General features: G+C 35.7%; 18 protein-coding genes and 1 other RNA gene. 2 read left to right on the top strand and 17 right to left on the bottom strand.

The features are described from left to right. Positions 1-6: 6 nt before the first annotated feature. The 9 genes from K319_RS0102290 to K319_RS0102245 all read right to left on the bottom strand — a co-directional run bounded on the left by K319_RS0102290 (position 7) and on the right by K319_RS0102245 (position 8,355). Positions 7-360, bottom strand: a complete 354-nt coding sequence (locus K319_RS0102290; RefSeq protein WP_027382144.1) for an MmcQ/YjbR family DNA-binding protein — start codon at positions 358-360, stop codon at positions 7-9. 89 nt (positions 361-449) lie between these two features. After that, positions 450-1,112: a hypothetical protein gene (locus tag K319_RS0102285; RefSeq protein WP_027382143.1), complete on the bottom strand. Its 663-nt coding sequence runs from the start codon at positions 1,110-1,112 to the stop codon at positions 450-452. 89 nt (positions 1,113-1,201) lie between these two features. Beyond that, entirely contained in the window at positions 1,202-1,924 is a 723-nt protein-coding gene (gene kdsB, locus K319_RS0102280) for a 3-deoxy-manno-octulosonate cytidylyltransferase (protein ID WP_027382142.1), read from the bottom strand. Between the two features lies 1 nt (position 1,925). Continuing rightward, positions 1,926-2,510, bottom strand: a complete 585-nt coding sequence (locus tag K319_RS0102275) for a hypothetical protein (RefSeq protein WP_156907033.1) — start codon at positions 2,508-2,510, stop codon at positions 1,926-1,928. A gap of 1 nt (position 2,511) precedes the next feature. Further along, complete coding sequence (locus tag K319_RS0102270) at positions 2,512-3,765, bottom strand: pyridoxal phosphate-dependent aminotransferase (RefSeq protein ID WP_027382140.1); 1,254 nt, start codon at positions 3,763-3,765, stop codon at positions 2,512-2,514. A 190-nt stretch (positions 3,766-3,955) separates the two neighbouring features. After that, positions 3,956-5,674, bottom strand: coding sequence for a phospho-sugar mutase (locus K319_RS0102265; RefSeq protein ID WP_034671267.1), 1,719 nt, complete (start codon positions 5,672-5,674; stop codon positions 3,956-3,958). An 18-nt stretch (positions 5,675-5,692) separates the two neighbouring features. Then, a complete protein-coding gene (locus K319_RS0102260) occupies positions 5,693-6,394 on the bottom strand; it encodes a GIN domain-containing protein (RefSeq protein WP_027382138.1) in 702 nt (233 codons plus the stop codon). 312 nt (positions 6,395-6,706) lie between these two features. Continuing rightward, positions 6,707-7,660, bottom strand: a complete 954-nt coding sequence (locus tag K319_RS0102250) for a glycosyltransferase family 2 protein (RefSeq protein WP_027382136.1) — start codon at positions 7,658-7,660, stop codon at positions 6,707-6,709. Positions 7,661-7,767: 107 nt separating this feature from the next. After that, positions 7,768-8,355, bottom strand: coding sequence for a DUF4199 domain-containing protein (locus tag K319_RS0102245; protein WP_027382135.1), 588 nt, complete (start codon positions 8,353-8,355; stop codon positions 7,768-7,770). Positions 8,356-8,508: 153 nt separating this feature from the next. Here K319_RS0102245 and ffs point away from each other — a divergent pair. Continuing rightward, positions 8,509-8,606, top strand: an RNA gene (gene ffs / locus K319_RS21270) — signal recognition particle sRNA small type. A gap of 72 nt (positions 8,607-8,678) precedes the next feature. Here the strand turns inward: ffs and K319_RS0102240 are convergent. The 5 genes from K319_RS0102240 to K319_RS0102215 all read right to left on the bottom strand — a co-directional run bounded on the left by K319_RS0102240 (position 8,679) and on the right by K319_RS0102215 (position 13,736). Further along, positions 8,679-9,362 (bottom strand): metal-dependent hydrolase, encoded by a 684-nt coding sequence (locus tag K319_RS0102240; protein WP_027382134.1) that lies wholly within the window; start codon positions 9,360-9,362, stop codon positions 8,679-8,681. 16 nt (positions 9,363-9,378) lie between these two features. Further along, positions 9,379-10,308 (bottom strand): 1,4-dihydroxy-2-naphthoate octaprenyltransferase, encoded by a 930-nt coding sequence (gene menA, locus K319_RS0102235; RefSeq protein ID WP_027382133.1) that lies wholly within the window; start codon positions 10,306-10,308, stop codon positions 9,379-9,381. After that, positions 10,309-11,850, bottom strand: coding sequence for a serine hydrolase domain-containing protein (locus tag K319_RS20890; RefSeq protein ID WP_084403386.1), 1,542 nt, complete (start codon positions 11,848-11,850; stop codon positions 10,309-10,311). A 27-nt stretch (positions 11,851-11,877) separates the two neighbouring features. Then, a complete protein-coding gene (locus K319_RS0102225) occupies positions 11,878-12,714 on the bottom strand; it encodes a 1,4-dihydroxy-2-naphthoyl-CoA synthase (protein WP_027382132.1) in 837 nt (278 codons plus the stop codon). A gap of 530 nt (positions 12,715-13,244) precedes the next feature. Next, positions 13,245-13,736, bottom strand: a complete 492-nt coding sequence (locus K319_RS0102215) for a DUF4920 domain-containing protein (protein ID WP_027382131.1) — start codon at positions 13,734-13,736, stop codon at positions 13,245-13,247. A 134-nt stretch (positions 13,737-13,870) separates the two neighbouring features. Between K319_RS0102215 and K319_RS0102210 the strand changes: the two genes are divergently transcribed. Continuing rightward, complete coding sequence (locus K319_RS0102210) at positions 13,871-14,686, top strand: head GIN domain-containing protein (RefSeq protein ID WP_051230362.1); 816 nt, start codon at positions 13,871-13,873, stop codon at positions 14,684-14,686. Positions 14,687-14,766: 80 nt separating this feature from the next. On the opposite strand, the gene K319_RS0102205 is transcribed toward K319_RS0102210, so the two are convergent. From K319_RS0102205 to K319_RS0102195, 3 genes are read right to left on the bottom strand one after another with little or no spacing between them, the layout of a single operon-like run. Next, positions 14,767-15,543 carry a zinc ribbon domain-containing protein gene (locus tag K319_RS0102205; protein ID WP_027382129.1) on the bottom strand — a complete coding sequence of 259 codons (777 nt, stop codon included), beginning with the start codon at positions 15,541-15,543 and terminating at the stop codon, positions 14,767-14,769. Between the two features lie 2 nt (positions 15,544-15,545). Continuing rightward, positions 15,546-16,643: a Nif3-like dinuclear metal center hexameric protein gene (locus tag K319_RS0102200; RefSeq protein WP_027382128.1), complete on the bottom strand. Its 1,098-nt coding sequence runs from the start codon at positions 16,641-16,643 to the stop codon at positions 15,546-15,548. A gap of 11 nt (positions 16,644-16,654) precedes the next feature. Beyond that, the gene (locus tag K319_RS0102195; protein ID WP_027382127.1) at positions 16,655-17,107 is read right to left on the bottom strand and encodes an RES family NAD+ phosphorylase; all 453 of its coding nucleotides are present in this window, start codon (positions 17,105-17,107) and stop codon (positions 16,655-16,657) included. Positions 17,108-17,109 lie beyond the last annotated feature (2 nt).

Here is a 17,109-nt window from a genome sequence, read left to right as displayed (position 1 = left end):
GGAATTTTAGGTATTTAAAATTTCTTCTCTTGATTTTTTAGTTAAGGAATTAAAAACCAAATCGTATGAATGGTCAATCAATTTTAGAATCAATTCTTTTTTAAGGCCTTCGCAAAGAACAGAATTCCAATGGGTTTTATTTAAGTGAAATGCGCCGGCTATTTGAAAATATTTTTCTCTGAGTTCCTCGCTCCAAACGGGGTCAGTTTTTACAGAAAATGTTGGCTGAGTACTTTCCAAAGGCAAAAACAAGAATATTTTACCACCAATCTTGAACACCAAAGTTTCGTTATCAAAAGGGAAACCTTCCGTTACAGCTTTTTTGGATAGACAATATTCGCGGATTTCCTCGATTTCCATTTTTTTAATTTAACAATCTATTAGTATAACAATGAATTTAACTTTTCCTAAAAATTGTTACATTATTACATTGATACATTGTTACACTTTTAAAATTTAAAAGTATTCTTCGGTAACTCTTTATTGATTTCGATTTTATTGATCATCATTACATAATCGCTGTCTTTTTTAGGAGAAGACGATTCGATTCTGTAAGGCATCAATAGGTTTCCCACTTTTCTGTAATCGGAATAAGTCAACGTTTCATCTTTCTTGATCTCACGGAAAAGCGAATAATTTTTGATATCAAAATAATAAATGGTTTTATTGACATTCTTCGTCAATTCTACTTTGAAATAGATCTGTTCTCCTATTTTTTCTTTTCCCAAAAGTTCAGCTTCAAAACCTTTGCTTTCATAATCGATAAAATCATTATCAAAATTCTCCGGAATGTAATCTGTATATTGCTGAAGCTTGTTCTGAGCATAGTTCATCGCATAACCATTCTTTCCGTCAAAACCTTCAACAGGTGTTTCTTTTCCTGCTAAAATGATTGCTGTTTTGGTTAGATTTGGGCGCTGCTGGTAGATTTTCATCAGATAAGAATCATTCACGCCAAGCGTTACCCGTCCTTGTATCTGAACCGTATTCAAGAGCTTCCAATTGGTAAGACCTCCGGAACTTTCGATATTTCTATCGATGATTTCCTTTGCGGTCTGTGCAAAAATAATTTGTGAAAATATAATAGCAAAAAGGACGATTATTCTGTTCATTCAAAAATTTTAGGATTTCAAAGATAGGATTTTTATTAAGTTTTGAACTTTTTAGGGATATTAAATCTTACTAAAAAAGATATTAATCATTATAGCAGCAGTTTGGCCTTCTCCAAATCTTCCGGCGTATCAATCCCAATTCCTACAAAATCGGTTTCTACCATCTTTATTTTCATTCCAGTTTCCAAGTAACGCAATTGCTCTAATTTTTCCGAAATTTCCATAGGTGTCATTTCCAATGAAGAGAATTTGATCAAAGCTTCTTTTCGGAAAGCATAAACACCAATATGCTTGTAATACTTGACATTATAAGATATTTCACGATGAAAAGGAATTACGGAACGGCTGAAATACAATGCAAAACCATTATTATCAGTAATGACTTTTACATTATTCGGATTCTGGATTTCTTCAGATTCTTTTAATTGAATCTTCAATGAAGCTAAAGAAACCTCTTTTTTATCATCATTAGAAAAAACATCAATTAATTGCTTCAAAGGTTCTTTTTTGAGAAACGGTTCATCACCCTGGACATTGATGACAATATCACAATTGATATTTTGAACAGCTTCCGCAATTCTGTCGCTTCCTGTTTCGTGTTCGCCTGTCATTACAGCTTTTCCACCGCTTCTGGAAATTTCATCAAAAATAATCTCTGAATCTGTTGCGACAAACACTTCATCAAATAAACCTGTGTCCACAACATTCTGATAGGTAGTTGTGATAATGGTTCTATCACCCAGAATCTCCATCATTTTGCCTGGAAATCTTGTAGAATTATAACGAGCAGGAATAACCGCGATAACTTTCATATTAATGAATATATTTTATTAAAAAAATGACTCCATAAATCCAAGATATGTATAATGTGGAGTAAAAAAATCCAAATCCTAAACTTTTAGCCAGATTATCTTTACATCTTTTTGAGTTTTTGAATATTAATCTCAAAGCTCTGAAATAAATCCAGTAAAGAATGGCTAATAAAAGTAATAAAATCGACCAGAAAAAAACACCTACAAAATAAAGCACAAATAAGGCCGCTATTGTAAATGCAATCCAAGCAAGTATAGACAAAATAATACCTCCGATTCCTTCCGCATCAATGCTTGGAACATCAATGTCTGGAGTAAAATCAGAGGTAGATTTTATTCTCTTATTAAAACTTTCTTTTGTAAAAATCTTGCCAAGATTATCTTTCAATCCAACTCCTCTATATAAACTAATACTTACGAAAAGAAAAAATGCAAGCGCAAGAATAGAAGTTGAAAGAATTGAATTTTGAAATAATGTATGATGAGAATTACTTCCTGAAATCCAAACACTTAAAACCACTAATAGAATAATCACTATTGATGAATAGAAAGTAAACTTGGTTTCAAAAAATATTCTATTTCTCAATTTATTTTAAGTTATCAAGTGCTTGTTCCAATTTCGGAAGACAATCTTTAATATCTTCTAATGAACAACCTCCGACAGAAGCTCTGAACCAAGGAACTGACTTATCATTTCCAAATGCGGAGAATGGAACCAAAGCCATTCCTGCATTATTGATCAGATAGAAAACCAAATCTGTAGAATCTGCCAAAACTTTTCCATCCGGAGTAGTTTTACCAAGATAATCCAATTTGATTGTCAAATAAAGTGCTCCCATTGGCGAGATACTTTCCACTGCAAAACCTTTTGTTTTCAAATCCTGGATTCCTGTGTGAAGTTCCTTTAAGCTTGTATTCAGTTTTTGTTTGTAATCCTCTAAGAATGTATCAACTGCAGAATCATCAGTTAAAAACTCAGCAACTGCTTCCTGTTCGGGTTTTGGTGCCCATGCTCCAACGTGCGTCAAAAGAGCTTTCATCTTATCAATTACCAAACTTGGCCCGAATCCCCAACCTACTCTAACACCTGTTGCGGCAAAACATTTAGACGTTCCGTCGACATAGATCGTGTAATCTTTCATTTCCGGGAAAAGACTTACCGGATTGTAATGGTCTGCACCAAATGTCAGCATTGCGTAGATTTGGTCATACATCAGGTAAAGCGGTTTTTCGTCTGCTCCTCTTCTTTTATTTTCTTCCAAAACCAATTCGCAAATTTCAGATAATTGTTCTTTTGTAAACATTGTTCCGGTTGGATTCAGCGGTGAACAAAGGCAAAGCAAAACCGAACCTTCCAAATGTGGTCTCAAATCATCGGCTGTCGGCAAGAAATTATTAGATTCCTGGGTCTGCACTTCAACTGCATTCGCACTTGTTAAATAAGCATAATGATTATTATTCCAGGAAGGAATCGGGTAAATTACCTTATCACCTTCGTCAACAATCGTTTTGAAAACAGCATAAATCAAAGGTCTGGAACCAGCTGTAATCAAAATATCATTAGCTGAATAATCCAGATTCCAACGTTTTTTAAGGTCGTTGCTCACAGAAGTTCTTAAAGATTGCAAACCGTTTGCTGGTGGATAATTGGTCAGATTATTTTTATAGGCTTTCTCAATTCCCTGTTTCAGTTCCGAAGGAATCGGATAGATATTAGAATTAAGGTCGCCAATTGTAAGATTTGAGATTTGTGCACCTTTGGCTTTCAAATCGTTGACTTCATTTCCGATTTTGATGATTTCCGAACCAATCAGGTTAGATGCGAGTTTTGATACTTTCACTGAGTTATTTTTTGATGTTCTCCCGGAACTTAATCCGGATTTTACTTTTTATGATTTACAAAAGTCTTAAATGTAACTGACTAAATCAAATTACACAACAAAAAAGTTCTCAAAACTAAATTAAATCAGTAATTGAGAACTTTATTTTAAAAATATTTAGATGATATTTTTATCCGATAAAAATTTCCAATTACAAATTGAGGTCCTGTTTCACCTTGGCAATCTTCTCTTCCAATTCAGGAAGCTTTACAACAAAATCTTCATTTGAATTGATGCTGTCTTTTACAGAAACATAGAATTTGATTTTAGGCTCGGTTCCGGAAGGACGAACACAAACTTTAGTTCCATCTTGAGTATAGAAAATCAAGACGTTGGACTTTGGAATATCATCCATTACCGATTTTTCTCCAGTAGCCGCATTCAAACTGGTCTGTTCTTTGAAATCCTTCAATTCCGCAACAGGTGAACCCGCAATTTCTTTAGGCGGATTATTTCTGAAATCGCTCATCATCTGATTGATTTCTTCAGCACCGCTTCTGCCTTTTCTTACAACATTAATCAAGCCTTCGTAATACAACCCTACTTCTTTATAGATGTCGATCATATATTCGTAAACCGTTGTTCCGTTGGCTTTACACCAGGCAGCAATTTCACAAGCTGTTAAAATTGAACCACAGGAATCTTTGTCACGAACGAAATCCCCGGTCATAAACCCGAAACTTTCTTCGCCGCCGCAAATGAATTTTTCCTGACCTTCAAAATCACGAATCATTTTTCCAATCCATTTGAAACCGGTCAACCCGACTTTGCAATCCACACCAAATTTCTCTGCAACATCAAAGAAAACATCAGAAGTCACAATCGTAGAACCAATGAATTCTTTACCAGTGATTTTTCCGGCTTTTTTCCATTGGTCAAGGATATAATAGGTCAGGATTGTATTGGTTTGATTGCCGTTCAGAAGCTGCATTTCTCCTTCAAGATTTCTCACAGCAATTCCTAATCTGTCACCGTCCGGATCTGTTCCGATAACGATATCTGCATTAGTTATTCTTGCCAAATCCATTGCCATTGACAATGCAGCAGGTTCTTCCGGATTCGGGGAATCTACCGTTGGAAAGTTCCCGCTTGGAATCATCTGTTCCTTTACCAAATCTAGTTTAGTAAATCCGGCTTTCTTCAATGCTTTTGGAACAGTTGTGTAAGTTGTTCCGTGGATGGATGTGAACACGATATTCAGATTATCTCTCCCCACATTTTGATAAAGCGAATTTTCCATACAAGCATCAATGTAAACATCATCCTGGTCTTCACCAACCCATTCGATTAAATCGTCATTTCCATTGAATTTGATGTCCTCAAACTTAGTTGCATAAACTTCTCTGATGATATTTTCATCATCCGGCGGAACGATTTGTGCACCGTCATTCCAATATACTTTGTAACCATTATATTCCGGCGGGTTGTGAGAAGCCGTCAAAACGATTCCTGCGTTACATCTTTTATCTCTTACTGTGAAAGACAATTCCGGAGTTGGACGGTGTTGTTTGAATAACAGAACTTTGATTCCGTTAGCTGTTAAAACATCCGCAACAATTTTCCCGAATTCTTTCGAATTATTACGAACGTCATAAGCAATCGCAACTTTGATTTCGCCTGAAAACTGCTGATGAAGATAATTTGCCAATCCTTGGGTTGCCTGACCTAACGTATATTTGTTCAGACGATTGGTTCCAACACCCATTACGCCGCGCATCCCTCCTGTTCCGAATTCTAATTCCCTGTAAAAAGAATCCTCCAAATCTGGAGAATTGGAATCGATTAAAGTTTGTACGGCATTTCTGGTTTCCTCATCAAATGCTTCTGCAAGCCAAAGTTTTGCTTTATCTAATGTTGATAATTCTGACATTATTTATAGTTTTTTGTTTTAATTTATTTTCTTGTTTTCTAAAACCGCCTTTTCAGTGACTTTTAGTTTTTTCGAAGGACTTCCGTAATAAACCAATTTCGAAGTATTACCGATTTTACCTTTGATTTCTTCATCTACGTTCAGTTCTGCATAATTTCCGTTCCGGGAATCGATTTCCAAATCTTTGATATACCAATACGGAGAAATAATACTCGCAGTATCTTTGATATTAAGCTTGGCTAAAGTCGTTTTTCCCAACAGATTAGCCCGGCTTTTATTCGCCATTTCTATCTCTGACTTTTCCGAAATCACTGAACCGATAAATTTAGCATTATCTTTTAAATGAAGTGCAAAATTTTCAACTTTCATCTGACTGGAAATATTAAGTTCCACAGAATCAGCCATTTTAATCACATCAAAAGGATTTTTCCCGTAAATCGTAATATTATAAAAATCAACTTTATCCGTTTCGTTTTTCTCTGAGATTGACAGATTTTTGTCTTTAACCTCAATATTAAGATTATCAAAGAAACTAGGATAAGTTTCTACATTCACAAAATTGTGTGGACTTTGAACATAAAACACTCGGAATTTTCCTTTTAAATCCAGTTTGGAAAATTCAGCCAATTCAACATCTTTGGACTGGATTTCACCTTTTGGTTTTACTTTTCCGCAGGAAACGATTGTTAAGATTAGAAATAAGTATAATAGTTTTTTCATATGACTTTAAAAACCTTCTATTATTAGTTCGTTGATTGTAAAATATATTATCGGCAAAACAATTATAAAGTTTACAAAAAGTAGAATAATTGACATTTTTCTTTTCGTATGTTTTAAAAATTGCTTTTCAAAAATAAAATTGAAAATTATTAATAAAATCAATACTAAAAACCAAAAGCTTTCATCTTTGACTGCTGTAGGAAATTCTTCTCTGACTCTAAAAGTTTTAAATACACGATAATCAAAGTAAAATGAATAAAATATATTAAATAGAATCAATCCAATTTTTAATAGCCAATATTTCATTTATAATTATATCATTTCTTCAATATGATAATTTTTATGCTCACGGTTGGTTCTGATAATCAATTCGCCTAAGAATCCGGCTACGAAAAGTAGACTTCCCAGAATCATCATTGTCAATGCAATGAAAAACCAAGGATTGTTGGCAATCAGATTTCCGTAGATTTTGAAAATATAAACGTCAATTAACTTTGAAACGCCAAGCCAAATCGCAGATAAAAACCCAATGATGAACATCAATGTTCCCGCCGCTCCGAAGAAATGCATAGGTCTGCCACCAAATCTGCTAACAAACCAAAGCGTTACCAAATCCAAAAATCCGCGAACAAAACGTTCCGTCCCAAACTTCGAAGTTCCATAAGGTCTTGCCTGATGCTGAACCGGTTTTTCGGTAATATTTCTGAAACCTGCATTAGCCGCTAAAACCGGAATATAACGGTGCATATCACCGTAAACGTCAATAGATTTTACGACTTGTTTTCTGTAAGCTTTAAGTCCACAATTGAAATCGTGAAGCGAAACGCCAGATACTTTTCTGGCCGCTGCATTGAAGAGTTTTGACGGGATATTTTTGGTCATCACATTATCGAAACGTTTCTTTTTCCAACCGGAGACGATGTCGTAATTACCAGCGGTTACCATTTCATAAAGCTCAGGAATCTCTTCCGGAAAATCCTGTAAATCAGCGTCCATTGTAATTATCACATCACCATTTACTTTTTCGAAAGCTGCATGAAGTGCCTGTGATTTACCATAATTCTTGGAAAATTTAATTCCGTGAATCTGCGGATTCTGGATCTTCATATTTTCTATGATAGACCAGGACAAATCTGTACTTCCGTCGTCTATGAACCAAACTTCGTAAGATAATTTATTGGAACGGCAAACCGTGTCAATCCTTGTGAACAACTCTTCCAGAGAGTCTTGCTCGTTAAGCAATGGAATGATTATAGAAAGATTCATTTTTTATAAAAAGATATTAGATGTTAGATATCAGATATTAGAATTTTTAATTTTAGAGTAAATAATTTATTTAAATAATACCCGTTAATTATTTATTATCCAACATCTTACTCGTAGCGTTTTTTGTTTTTCAAAAAGCCCGCGATGATAATAGACAAAAGTAAATAAAATAGTAAAAAACCACCAAAGACAGCTGATAAAAATTGGAAAGAAAAATAATTTTTGTTCTCCTTTCTAGCAATCTCCCTCGCTAATTTTGCGTCGTTGTAATTATCTTCCAACTCTTTAGCTTTCGTACGGTCTTTTTGATTTGCTGCTTCTACTTTCAGTTTTGCATATGACTCATCCAGATTTTTCATTTCTGTTTGGATGTATTGATGATTCAGCATTTCTCTGGCATCTGTATCAATATAATTAAGGAAAGCGAAAATGGACAACATAGAAAGTCCACCTCCTATGAACAGAGTTACGAAACATTGTTTGAAGGCCTGCGGGTAAGTAATTTTGTTCTCTCCACGCAACCAAAGAACGGAAAGAAATCCAGCCAGAACATACAAGAAAGTCATCCCGAAAGCATTGACCTTCATACTAGTATCGAAATAATTGGCATCTGCGAAGAAATAATAAACCACGAAGAACACCAGCATTGTCGTTAAAAATAAACCAAACCCAACGGCTACAGGATTTTTTGTCATAATATAATCAGATTAACAGATAATAGAAAAAAGATGAAAGACATTAAAAAAAAATCAAATTAAAAATCAGTCGATTATCAATTTTTGGTTGGATTCTTTGGTCTTTCTTCTTCGTTCTTTTCTCATTTTCATTTTAAATTTCTATCTTTGCACCGGCAAGTCCTAAACAACCAGCTCCTGAGAATCCTCCAGGGTGGGAACGCAGCAAAGGTAATCGGTTGTAGCGGTGTGATTTAGGTAGCTTGCCATTTTTTATTTCTATAAGTTAAGAGATTAAGCAATATTCAGGTTTTTGAAATTACTTAATCTCTTAATTTTTTTAATTAAAATTCGAACTCTTCTCCTAGTTTTGGTAAAGAAAACTCGATGTTCTTATCTGAGAAATGCTTTTTCGCATCATCGTGATTGATTTCAATTGGTGGAAATGTATCGAAATGGCAACCAATTACTTTAGGCGTTTTCAATAATTCTGAAGCTGCGAAAGCCGCTTTTCTAGGACACATCGTGTAATGTTTCCCAACCGGAAGAATGGATAAATCTAATTTCCCGAAAACTTGCGGAAACAGGCTCATTTCAGCAGTTACACCTGTATCTCCGGCCAAATAAAGGTTTCTTCCATCAGCAAATCTAAAAATATATCCGGAAGCTAATCCTCCGTAAGAACCATCTGGAAAAGAACTTGTGTGTAATGCCGGAACCATAGAAATCTTCAAACCATCCAACTTGGCAGAACCTCCGAAATTGATATCGATATTATTAGAATGTCCAAAATAACCGCAAATCTCTGGTTGTCCAATTACAGTTGCATCAGGATGATTTTCAAGAACTTCTTTCACATCAGCGATATGGTCGCCATGCGCATGTGTAATCAAGACATAATCAATTTTCTGAGCTTTGATATCAAATCCGGATTGCGCTTTCTGATAATTGTAAAAAGGGTCGGAAAGAATTGTTACGCCGTTATATGTGAACAAAAAACAGTTTTGTCCCAAGAATTTTATTTTCATTTTATATTAAATTTAATCAATTAAAATAATTAAGTCCGAAAGCTGTCAAAACCGCCATCAGGAAGGTCAATATACCGACTTGTTTCAGAAATGGGTCGAGTAATTTTGGTTCGTTTACAGCCATTATGCTTCTCCTTAATTTGATGAACGGGAAAATCAAAATCATAACGATGAAAGGATAATATTTCCCTTGCGCCTGGAATCCGTTGTACATTAGAAAAGCCAACATCAAAAGAATTGGTAATTGCAACAAGACAATCTCATAAATCATTGCTTTCTTGAAACCAATCTTCAGCGCAAACGTTTTTTTGCCAGATAATTCATCATTAACGATGTCTCTCATATTATTCAGATTAAGAACGGCCATACTCAACATTCCGACTGCTGTTGCAGGAAATAAGACATCCCAGCTGAATGATTTGGTAAACAGGAAATAACTTCCGCAAACCGAAACCAATCCGAAAAATACGAACACAAAAATATCTCCCAAACCTAAATATCCATATGGTTTTTTCCCAACTGTATATCCAATCGCTGCCAAAATAGAAGCAACTCCCAATCCGATGAAAATCCAGAACTCTCTAATATTTGCAGGATAAAAAGCAACATACAACAATGCAATCGTTGCTAAAAATGATAAAATTGAAAGTAAGATAACTGCATTTCGCATTTGAACTGCGGTAATTTTTCCAGAAGCTACAGCTCGTTGCTCAGCTTCTCCTATTCTATTTTTGTCCGTTCCTTTTATACCATCACCATAATCGTTGGCAAAGTTGGAAAGGATTTGATATAATAATGTTACGAGAAGTGCCAAAGCGAAAATTCTCCAGTCCCAAGTTTCTCCATTCTCAGAAAGCCTCCATTTTGCGATGAAAGCTCCCATAATAATCCCACTGAGTGAAAGTGGTAATGTTCTAAGCCTCGCAGCTTGTATCCAATGTTTCATTTATTTTATTTCTGTGGCTTTTAAAATCGTTGATTTTTTTCCAAAATCCGCGCTATTTTTTAATTCGAAAACGAGAGAATCATTATCGAAAGTGATATCCATTAAATGTGAGTGTGGCGTTTCCAGATAAATTGTTTTCAGTTCTAAAGTATTTTCACCTTTCCAACGAAAACTATTTGTGATTTTCGCAGGATAAAGTTTGTAACTATCTGTTATAGATTTTCTGTCCGAAGTTGGCTGAATCCACATTGTTTCCTGCTGATTCCATTTTCCTGAAGTGAATTCGAATGGATAAGATTTTCCGTCAATCATTAATTTCATTTCGAGTTTTTGACCATTCGATTTTAATTCTATCGATTGATATTTATCTTTGTTCTCAACGAAATTGAAAGTTTTATCAATTTTCGGAAAGATTTCGCTTTTCAAAGCTGCAATGGAAAGATCATTTTCCAAATCCTTAAGTTTCTGGTAAGCTGATCTATTTTCGGGAATCGCTTTTGGTTGAAATGCTGGTAAAAGATGTTCCCAAACAAGGTTCAATTCTTCCTGAAGATTGTTACTTTCTGCCGTCATAATCACAACTGCATCTTGTTCTGGCAAAACCAACATGAATTGACCGTAAGCGCCATCTCCTCGGAAGGAATTGAAACGACTTCTCCACATCTGATAGCCATAACCCTGAACCCAATCGTTTTCGCTTTTCAGCTTTTCGTCAGCATTTGGATTTTGTAAAATATGTGCAGAACTTGCTTCATTAATCCAATCTTCAGAGATAATTTGCTTTCCGTTCCACTTTCCTTTTTGGAGGAAAAGCTGAGCAAATTTGGCCATATCTTCCGTTTTCACACGCAATCCCCAACCGCCTGTATTAATGCCTTGCGGATTACTTTCCCAATCGTAACCTTTGATTCCAAGTGGTTCAAATAATCTTGGCTTCAAATAATCTGCAACAGTTTGACCAGTCACTTTCTGGATAATCGCCGAAAGCATAAATGTGGCCAACGAACTATAATTGAATTTACTTCCTGGTTTATTATCAATAGGAACAGCCAGATAAGCTTTTACCCAATCGTTTTCGCTTCCACGGATGAAATCAGGTTCTTTCGCCATTCCCGACGACATTGTGAGGAGATTTTGGATTGATAATTCTTTAAGATTATCACTGATTTCTGAAGGTTGTTTATCCGGAAAAAACGAAATGACTTTATCGGTAACTTTCAACTTATTTTCCTGGACGGCAAAACCGATTGCAGTTGCAGTAAAACTCTTACTGCAAGAATATAATCTGTTCTTTAAATCTTTCTGATAAGGATCCCAATGCACATCCGAAATCACTTTTCCGCGCCTGAGAAGCATAAAACTTTTAAACTCGGTGGATGGCAATTTATTTGCAGCTTGTAAAAACTTGACAATTGCTTCCGAAGAAATGCCTTCCTTCTCAGGAATACTTTTTTGCAAAGGACTCTGAGCCGAAAACAAAGCACAGGCAAAAGCCATTTGTGGCAAGATTGCTTTTCTGCAAATAAAAGACGGATTGAACATTAGAAATAGATTTTAAACTAAATTATTTTAAGAAATCCACTGGTCGTCTCCGAAATCCGGTTTACGTTTTTCCAGAAAAGCATTTCTACCTTCTTTTGCTTCTTCAGTCATATAAGCCAAACGCGTTGCTTCGCCTGCAAAAATCTGCTGACCAACCATTCCATCGTCTGTCAGATTCATAGCGAATTTCAGCATTCTGATGGAAGTTGGAGATTTAGCAAGGATTTCCTGAGCCCATTCGTAAGCTGTGTCTTCCAATTCTGCATGAGGAATTACGGCATTTACCATTCCCATATCCGCAGCTTCCTGAGCCGAATAATTTCTACCTAAGAAGAAAATCTCCCTAGCTTTTTTCTGACCAACCATTTTTGCCAGATATGCAGAGCCATAACCACCGTCAAAGCTAGTCACATCAGCATCAGTTTGTTTGAAAATAGCGTGTTCTTCACTTGCCAAAGTCAAATCGCAAACCACGTGAAGCGAATGTCCACCACCAACTGCCCAGCCATTAACCACAGCAATCACAGCTTTTGGCATAAAACGAATCAAACGCTGAACTTCTAAGATATTAAGACGATGTCTGCCGTCTTCGCCAACGTAACCTTGATGCCCACGTGCTCTTTGGTCGCCACCGCTGCAGAAAGCGTGACCACCATCTTTTGGACTTGGCCCTTCTCCTGTCAATAATACAACGCCAATTGATGAATCTTCGTAAGCATCATAAAAAGCATCATATAATTCTGAGGTTGTTTTCGGTCGGAAAGCGTTTCTAACTTCCGGTCTGTTGATAGCGATTCTTGCAACGCCGTTGGATTTTTTATAGGTAATATCTTCGTATTCTTTGATGATTTTCCAGTCTGCCATTGTTTGAAAATTTAGAGTGTAAATATAAGCAGAATTGACGGGGTTTCAAAGGAATTATGCAAATGAGAATAGGATAATTATTTTCAAAATCCATATCCCTATTTCTTTTTAAACGCAAAGTTCGCAAAGATTCTTTGATATTATTGAAAACATTTTAAGGTTCGCAAAGGTACTTCGACAAGGTCAGTATAAACTTCAAACTCAGCAAAGAAAATTCGTTGGTTCGAATCTCGAAAAGTAATCTTGTTTAAACGTAAATCTTGCGCCAGCGCATAAGAGATAGCAATGGTTATCCTTTTGTTTTTTTCTGGGATTCGGGTTCTATCAGAAATACAAATGTTTATAAAAAAACAAAAGATATGAGCCCTTCGACAAGCTCAGGATAAACTACTAGCCCGATCTGCCAGTTTTGTTTACCATGGAGAAAATTTCTTTTATGGACTGAATGAAAGGCAAACAAAACAAAGAGTTCCGCCCCAATAAAAAAGCTCCGGAAAAATCCAGAGCTTATAAATTATATTGTGATCAAACTATTCTACAACCTTGATGGCACTTGCCAAAAATCTGGTTTCTGTTTTTGGTTCTTTGATAGCGTCAATTTCTGCCTGAGATTTTTTGGCGTCTTCTGCGTAATGTTGCAATTCTTTCACAGAAGTGGTTTTGCTTTCTGCGCTGCCTTCCAACACTACAGTTTTACCTTCCAAAGCGGTTGGAACAAAGAATGCGTAATCTTTCATCTTAACGAAGAAAGTTTCTCCGGAATCCGTTGCCAGACTTACCCAACATCCTTTTTTAGGGCAAACGCCGGTCACTTTTCCTTTTACTGAAGTTTTGGCAATTTTTGGTGTTGATTTCAGTTCTTTATTCAACGCGTCTGTGGAAATTGCTTTCTTAATAGCTCTTGCAGAAACATCCTGACCATAGAACTCTCCCACTTTTGCATCGCCAGCAGGCGGACCAGACTGTGCAAATGCTGAAACTGACAAACCGATGAGAACGAATACGAATAATATATTTTTCATAAAAAATTGTTTTATTTTTAATGATGTAAATTTAGAAAATTAATTAAAATGAAAATATTTATTTTTTGATGTAACGAAACTGACTTTTAAATTGTCATATTAATAACAAATCAAAACTATAAAAAATTATACTTATGAAAATAAAACTTTTATCTCTAGTTCTTTTGGCTTCTGTTACCAATTTTTCTTGTATACAAACCAAAAACGGCTCAAATGATGTGATGTTTTCTCACATTTTATCAGATTCCGGAAAAGGCGAAGTGATCGAGAAATCTTATTCGGTTGATTTTGACGAGTTACAGATTTCAACTTCTCTCAGTGCAGAAGTTTATAAATCCAGTGAAGAAAAAATTGTTGTTTACGCTCCTTCTGACCTGATGCAATATGTAGTTGTAAAACAGGAAGGAAGGAAGGTTCAGGTGAAAATCCAATCAGAAGGGAAACTGAACATATCGACTGACAGGATCAAAATTAAAGTTTATGCTAGAGATTTTGACAGATTAGCAGCGAACTCCAGTGCAAGTATTGTCCTGAAAGATGATTTCAAATTCTCTGACCTTGATGTGAAAGTTTCCAGCTCAGGGAATATCAAAGGGAATATCAATGGAGATAATGTGAATATCCAGGCTTCCAGCAGTGGAGACTTCAACGGAGATATAGTTGCAAAAAGCCTTAATATGCAATCTTCTTCATCCGGCGGGATCAGCATCAGAGGGAAAGCTGACAGTGTAAGCGCACAAGCTTCTTCTTCGGGAGACATCAAAGCTGAAGACCTGACTGCGGAAAGCGCAGTTCTCACAACGTCTTCTTCGGCTGATATTACGATCGGTGTTCGTAATAGTTTGACAGCTAGCGCATCTTCCAGCGGGGATATCAATATTGTCAAAAGAGGCGAACTGAATAAAGTGACTAAAAACGAAAGCAGTTCCGGGTCTGTTACTATCCGGTAATTTTATATTAATTTTCTCTCAAACGAAAAGAGACCTGAAATTCAGGTCTCTTTTATATATTTATTAAAATCAAATTCTGATTAGAACTTGATGATATCTTCCATTTTAGCAGTTTCTTCGTTTACCAACTCGTCATCTACCAAGATTTTCCCAGAATGCTCATCAATAATGATTTTCTTTCTCTGAGCGATCTCCATTTGTTTCTGTGGCGGAATTGTGAAGAATGAACCTTTTGGCGCTCCTCTTTCCAGACCTACCACTGCAAGACCTGTAGATGAGCCTTGGCGGATTCTTTGGTAAGAAGCCAACAATCTGTCGTCTATTTTTTCAGCAAATTCCTTGGATTTTTCCAATAGATAATCTTCTTCTTTCTGAGTTTCAGAAATCAAATTGTCCAATTCGTTTTTCTTATGGTTCAAGTGGTTTTTCAACTCCTCGATTTTAGTGTTCAAATCAGCCAAAGTTTCTTTTTTATGGTCTATTTTCCCACCGAATTCTCTGATTCTTTTTTCAGCTAACTGAATTTCCAATTCCTGATATTCTACCTCTTTTGCCAACGCTTCGAATTCTTTATTGTTTCTAACGTTATCTTGCTGCGTTTTATATTTATCAATAAGAGATTGAGCTTGTTTCATCAAGTCTTTCTTGCTGTTGATCTCAGCATTTTGCTCAGCAATTTCAGATTCGAATTTTTGGGCTCTTTTTTCAAGACCTTCAATTTCTATCTCAAGGTCTTCTACTTCAATCGGCAACTCACCTCTTGTATTGCGAATCTCGTCCAAACGGGAATCGATGATTTGCAAATCGTAAAGAGCTCTTAATTTTTCTTCAACAGAAATTTCGTTTACTTTAGCCATATCTATATAAAATAATTAACAGGATTTGTTTTTATTGTCGTTTTAGCGATTGCAAATGTAGTGAATTTTTCGGACAAAATTTCAAATAATTGTTGAGTTACAAATTGTTCTGATTCGAAATGTCCAATATCGCAAATCAGCATTTTATCTTCGCCTGAAAAGAAATCGTGATATTTCACATCGCCAGTCAAATAAGCATCACATTTTGCTGATATTGCAGACTTGATCCCACTTGCCCCGCTTCCTCCCAAAACACCTACTCTTTTGATTTTTTTATCAGTCAAATCATTGTGTCTGATAACATTAAGACTGAATTTTTCTTTAACAAATTTCAGAAAATCCACTTCATCCATTTCCGTTTCCAAATCTCCGAATCTTCCCAAACCAGTATATTGATTTTCGTTTTCGAGAGAAATCAATTGATAAGCCACTTCTTCATAAGGATGATTTTGTTTCATCGCAAAGAGAATCTGGTGCTTTTTATAATCTTCAAATATCACAGAGAGTAGAACTTCATTCGCGTTTTCTCTTTCATTTTGTTTCCCCGTTAAAGGATTTGAACCTTCCAAAGGTCGAAAAGTCCCATTTCCATTGATTGAAAAACTGCATTCATCATAAAAACCGATATTTCCGGCTCCAGCTTCAAACAAAGCATTTTTCAATTTCTCAGCCGAATCAACAGGAACGTAAACTTCCAGCTTTTTCAATTGATTTTGTTTTGGCATTAAGATTTTTTGATTTTTCAAACCAAGAACTTCGCAGATTTTATAATTGACACCCAAATAATCGTTGTCAAAAGCTGTATGAATTGCATAAATCGCGATTTTATTCTCCAAAGCTTTCAGAACAGCTCTCTCGACATAATTTTTTCCCGTAATCGATTTCAACCCAGAAAAAATGATCGGATGAAAACAAAGAATTAAGTTGTAATTCTTTTCAAATGCTTCATCAACTACAGATTCCAAAGCATCATGGGCAATTAGAATTCCTGAGATCTCTCTTCCAGGATTCCCACAAAGCAGACCAACATTATCAAAATCTTCCGCTTGTCTTGCCGGAATTATCCTTTCAAATTCATTTATAAATTCTTTGATTCTCATATTTGGTATTTTTATCTGATAAACAATCGGTCATCAAAAGTAAATTTTTCTATTTTTTTAATTTTGATTTCGGAGAAAACAATATTTCTGGGATTGATGATATAATTGAATTCTCCTTGTACTGCTGCGGAGGGGACCTTCATTATAAGAAACTTATTCTCTTTAAGAAATTTATCTCCAATTTTCTGGGTACTGTCCGGATGTGGAAAATTGTTCCAGTCTTTCGGTAATCGTTTCGTTTCTAAGAGATCCACATCCGGAACCTCTATATGCACAAGACAATAATCTCGCGGTAAAATCCCCAAAGGAATATGCACAGCGATTTCCGCCACACACAAAGCAATAGATTGTGCCGTGTACAATGCAGCGTTTCCTTTGCTGTTCCATCGCCCGCCAGCAATCTCTGCTCCTTTTCCGGAGAGATCTGTGGCATAGATTTCTTTTGAAAGTCTGTATACGATCATCC

The organism is Epilithonimonas caeni DSM 17710, from assembly GCF_000426465.1.
Classification (GTDB): domain Bacteria; phylum Bacteroidota; class Bacteroidia; order Flavobacteriales; family Weeksellaceae; genus Epilithonimonas; species Epilithonimonas caeni.
Note: the sequence above shows the minus strand (reverse complement) of the source record. Positions and strands in the feature narration are given on the sequence as shown.

Bases quoted from the DNA above. Each gene is read 5' to 3' on its own strand.
- kdsB (WP_027382142.1), bottom strand. From the start codon at position 1,924: ATGAAAGTTATCGCGGTTATTCCTGCTCGTTATAATTCTACAAGATTT.
- K319_RS0102250 (WP_027382136.1), bottom strand. From the start codon at position 7,660: ATGAATCTTTCTATAATCATTCCATTGCTTAACGAGCAAGACTCTCTG.
- K319_RS0102195 (WP_027382127.1), bottom strand. From the start codon at position 17,107: ATGATCGTATACAGACTTTCAAAAGAAATCTATGCCACAGATCTCTCC.
- K319_RS0102290 (WP_027382144.1), bottom strand. From the start codon at position 360: ATGGAAATCGAGGAAATCCGCGAATATTGTCTATCCAAAAAAGCTGTA.
- K319_RS0102225 (WP_027382132.1), bottom strand. From the start codon at position 12,714: ATGGCAGACTGGAAAATCATCAAAGAATACGAAGATATTACCTATAAA.
- K319_RS20890 (WP_084403386.1), bottom strand. From the start codon at position 11,850: ATGTTCAATCCGTCTTTTATTTGCAGAAAAGCAATCTTGCCACAAATG.
- K319_RS0102215 (WP_027382131.1), bottom strand. From the start codon at position 13,736: ATGAAAAATATATTATTCGTATTCGTTCTCATCGGTTTGTCAGTTTCA.
- K319_RS0102285 (WP_027382143.1), bottom strand. From the start codon at position 1,112: ATGAACAGAATAATCGTCCTTTTTGCTATTATATTTTCACAAATTATT.
- K319_RS0102265 (WP_034671267.1), bottom strand. From the start codon at position 5,674: ATGTCAGAATTATCAACATTAGATAAAGCAAAACTTTGGCTTGCAGAA.
- K319_RS0102200 (WP_027382128.1), bottom strand. From the start codon at position 16,643: ATGAGAATCAAAGAATTTATAAATGAATTTGAAAGGATAATTCCGGCA.
- menA (WP_027382133.1), bottom strand. From the start codon at position 10,308: ATGAAACATTGGATACAAGCTGCGAGGCTTAGAACATTACCACTTTCA.
- K319_RS0102205 (WP_027382129.1), bottom strand. From the start codon at position 15,543: ATGGCTAAAGTAAACGAAATTTCTGTTGAAGAAAAATTAAGAGCTCTT.
- K319_RS0102260 (WP_027382138.1), bottom strand. From the start codon at position 6,394: ATGAAAAAACTATTATACTTATTTCTAATCTTAACAATCGTTTCCTGC.
- K319_RS0102240 (WP_027382134.1), bottom strand. From the start codon at position 9,362: ATGAAAATAAAATTCTTGGGACAAAACTGTTTTTTGTTCACATATAAC.
- K319_RS0102210 (WP_051230362.1), top strand. From the start codon at position 13,871: ATGAAAATAAAACTTTTATCTCTAGTTCTTTTGGCTTCTGTTACCAAT.
- K319_RS0102245 (WP_027382135.1), bottom strand. From the start codon at position 8,355: ATGACAAAAAATCCTGTAGCCGTTGGGTTTGGTTTATTTTTAACGACA.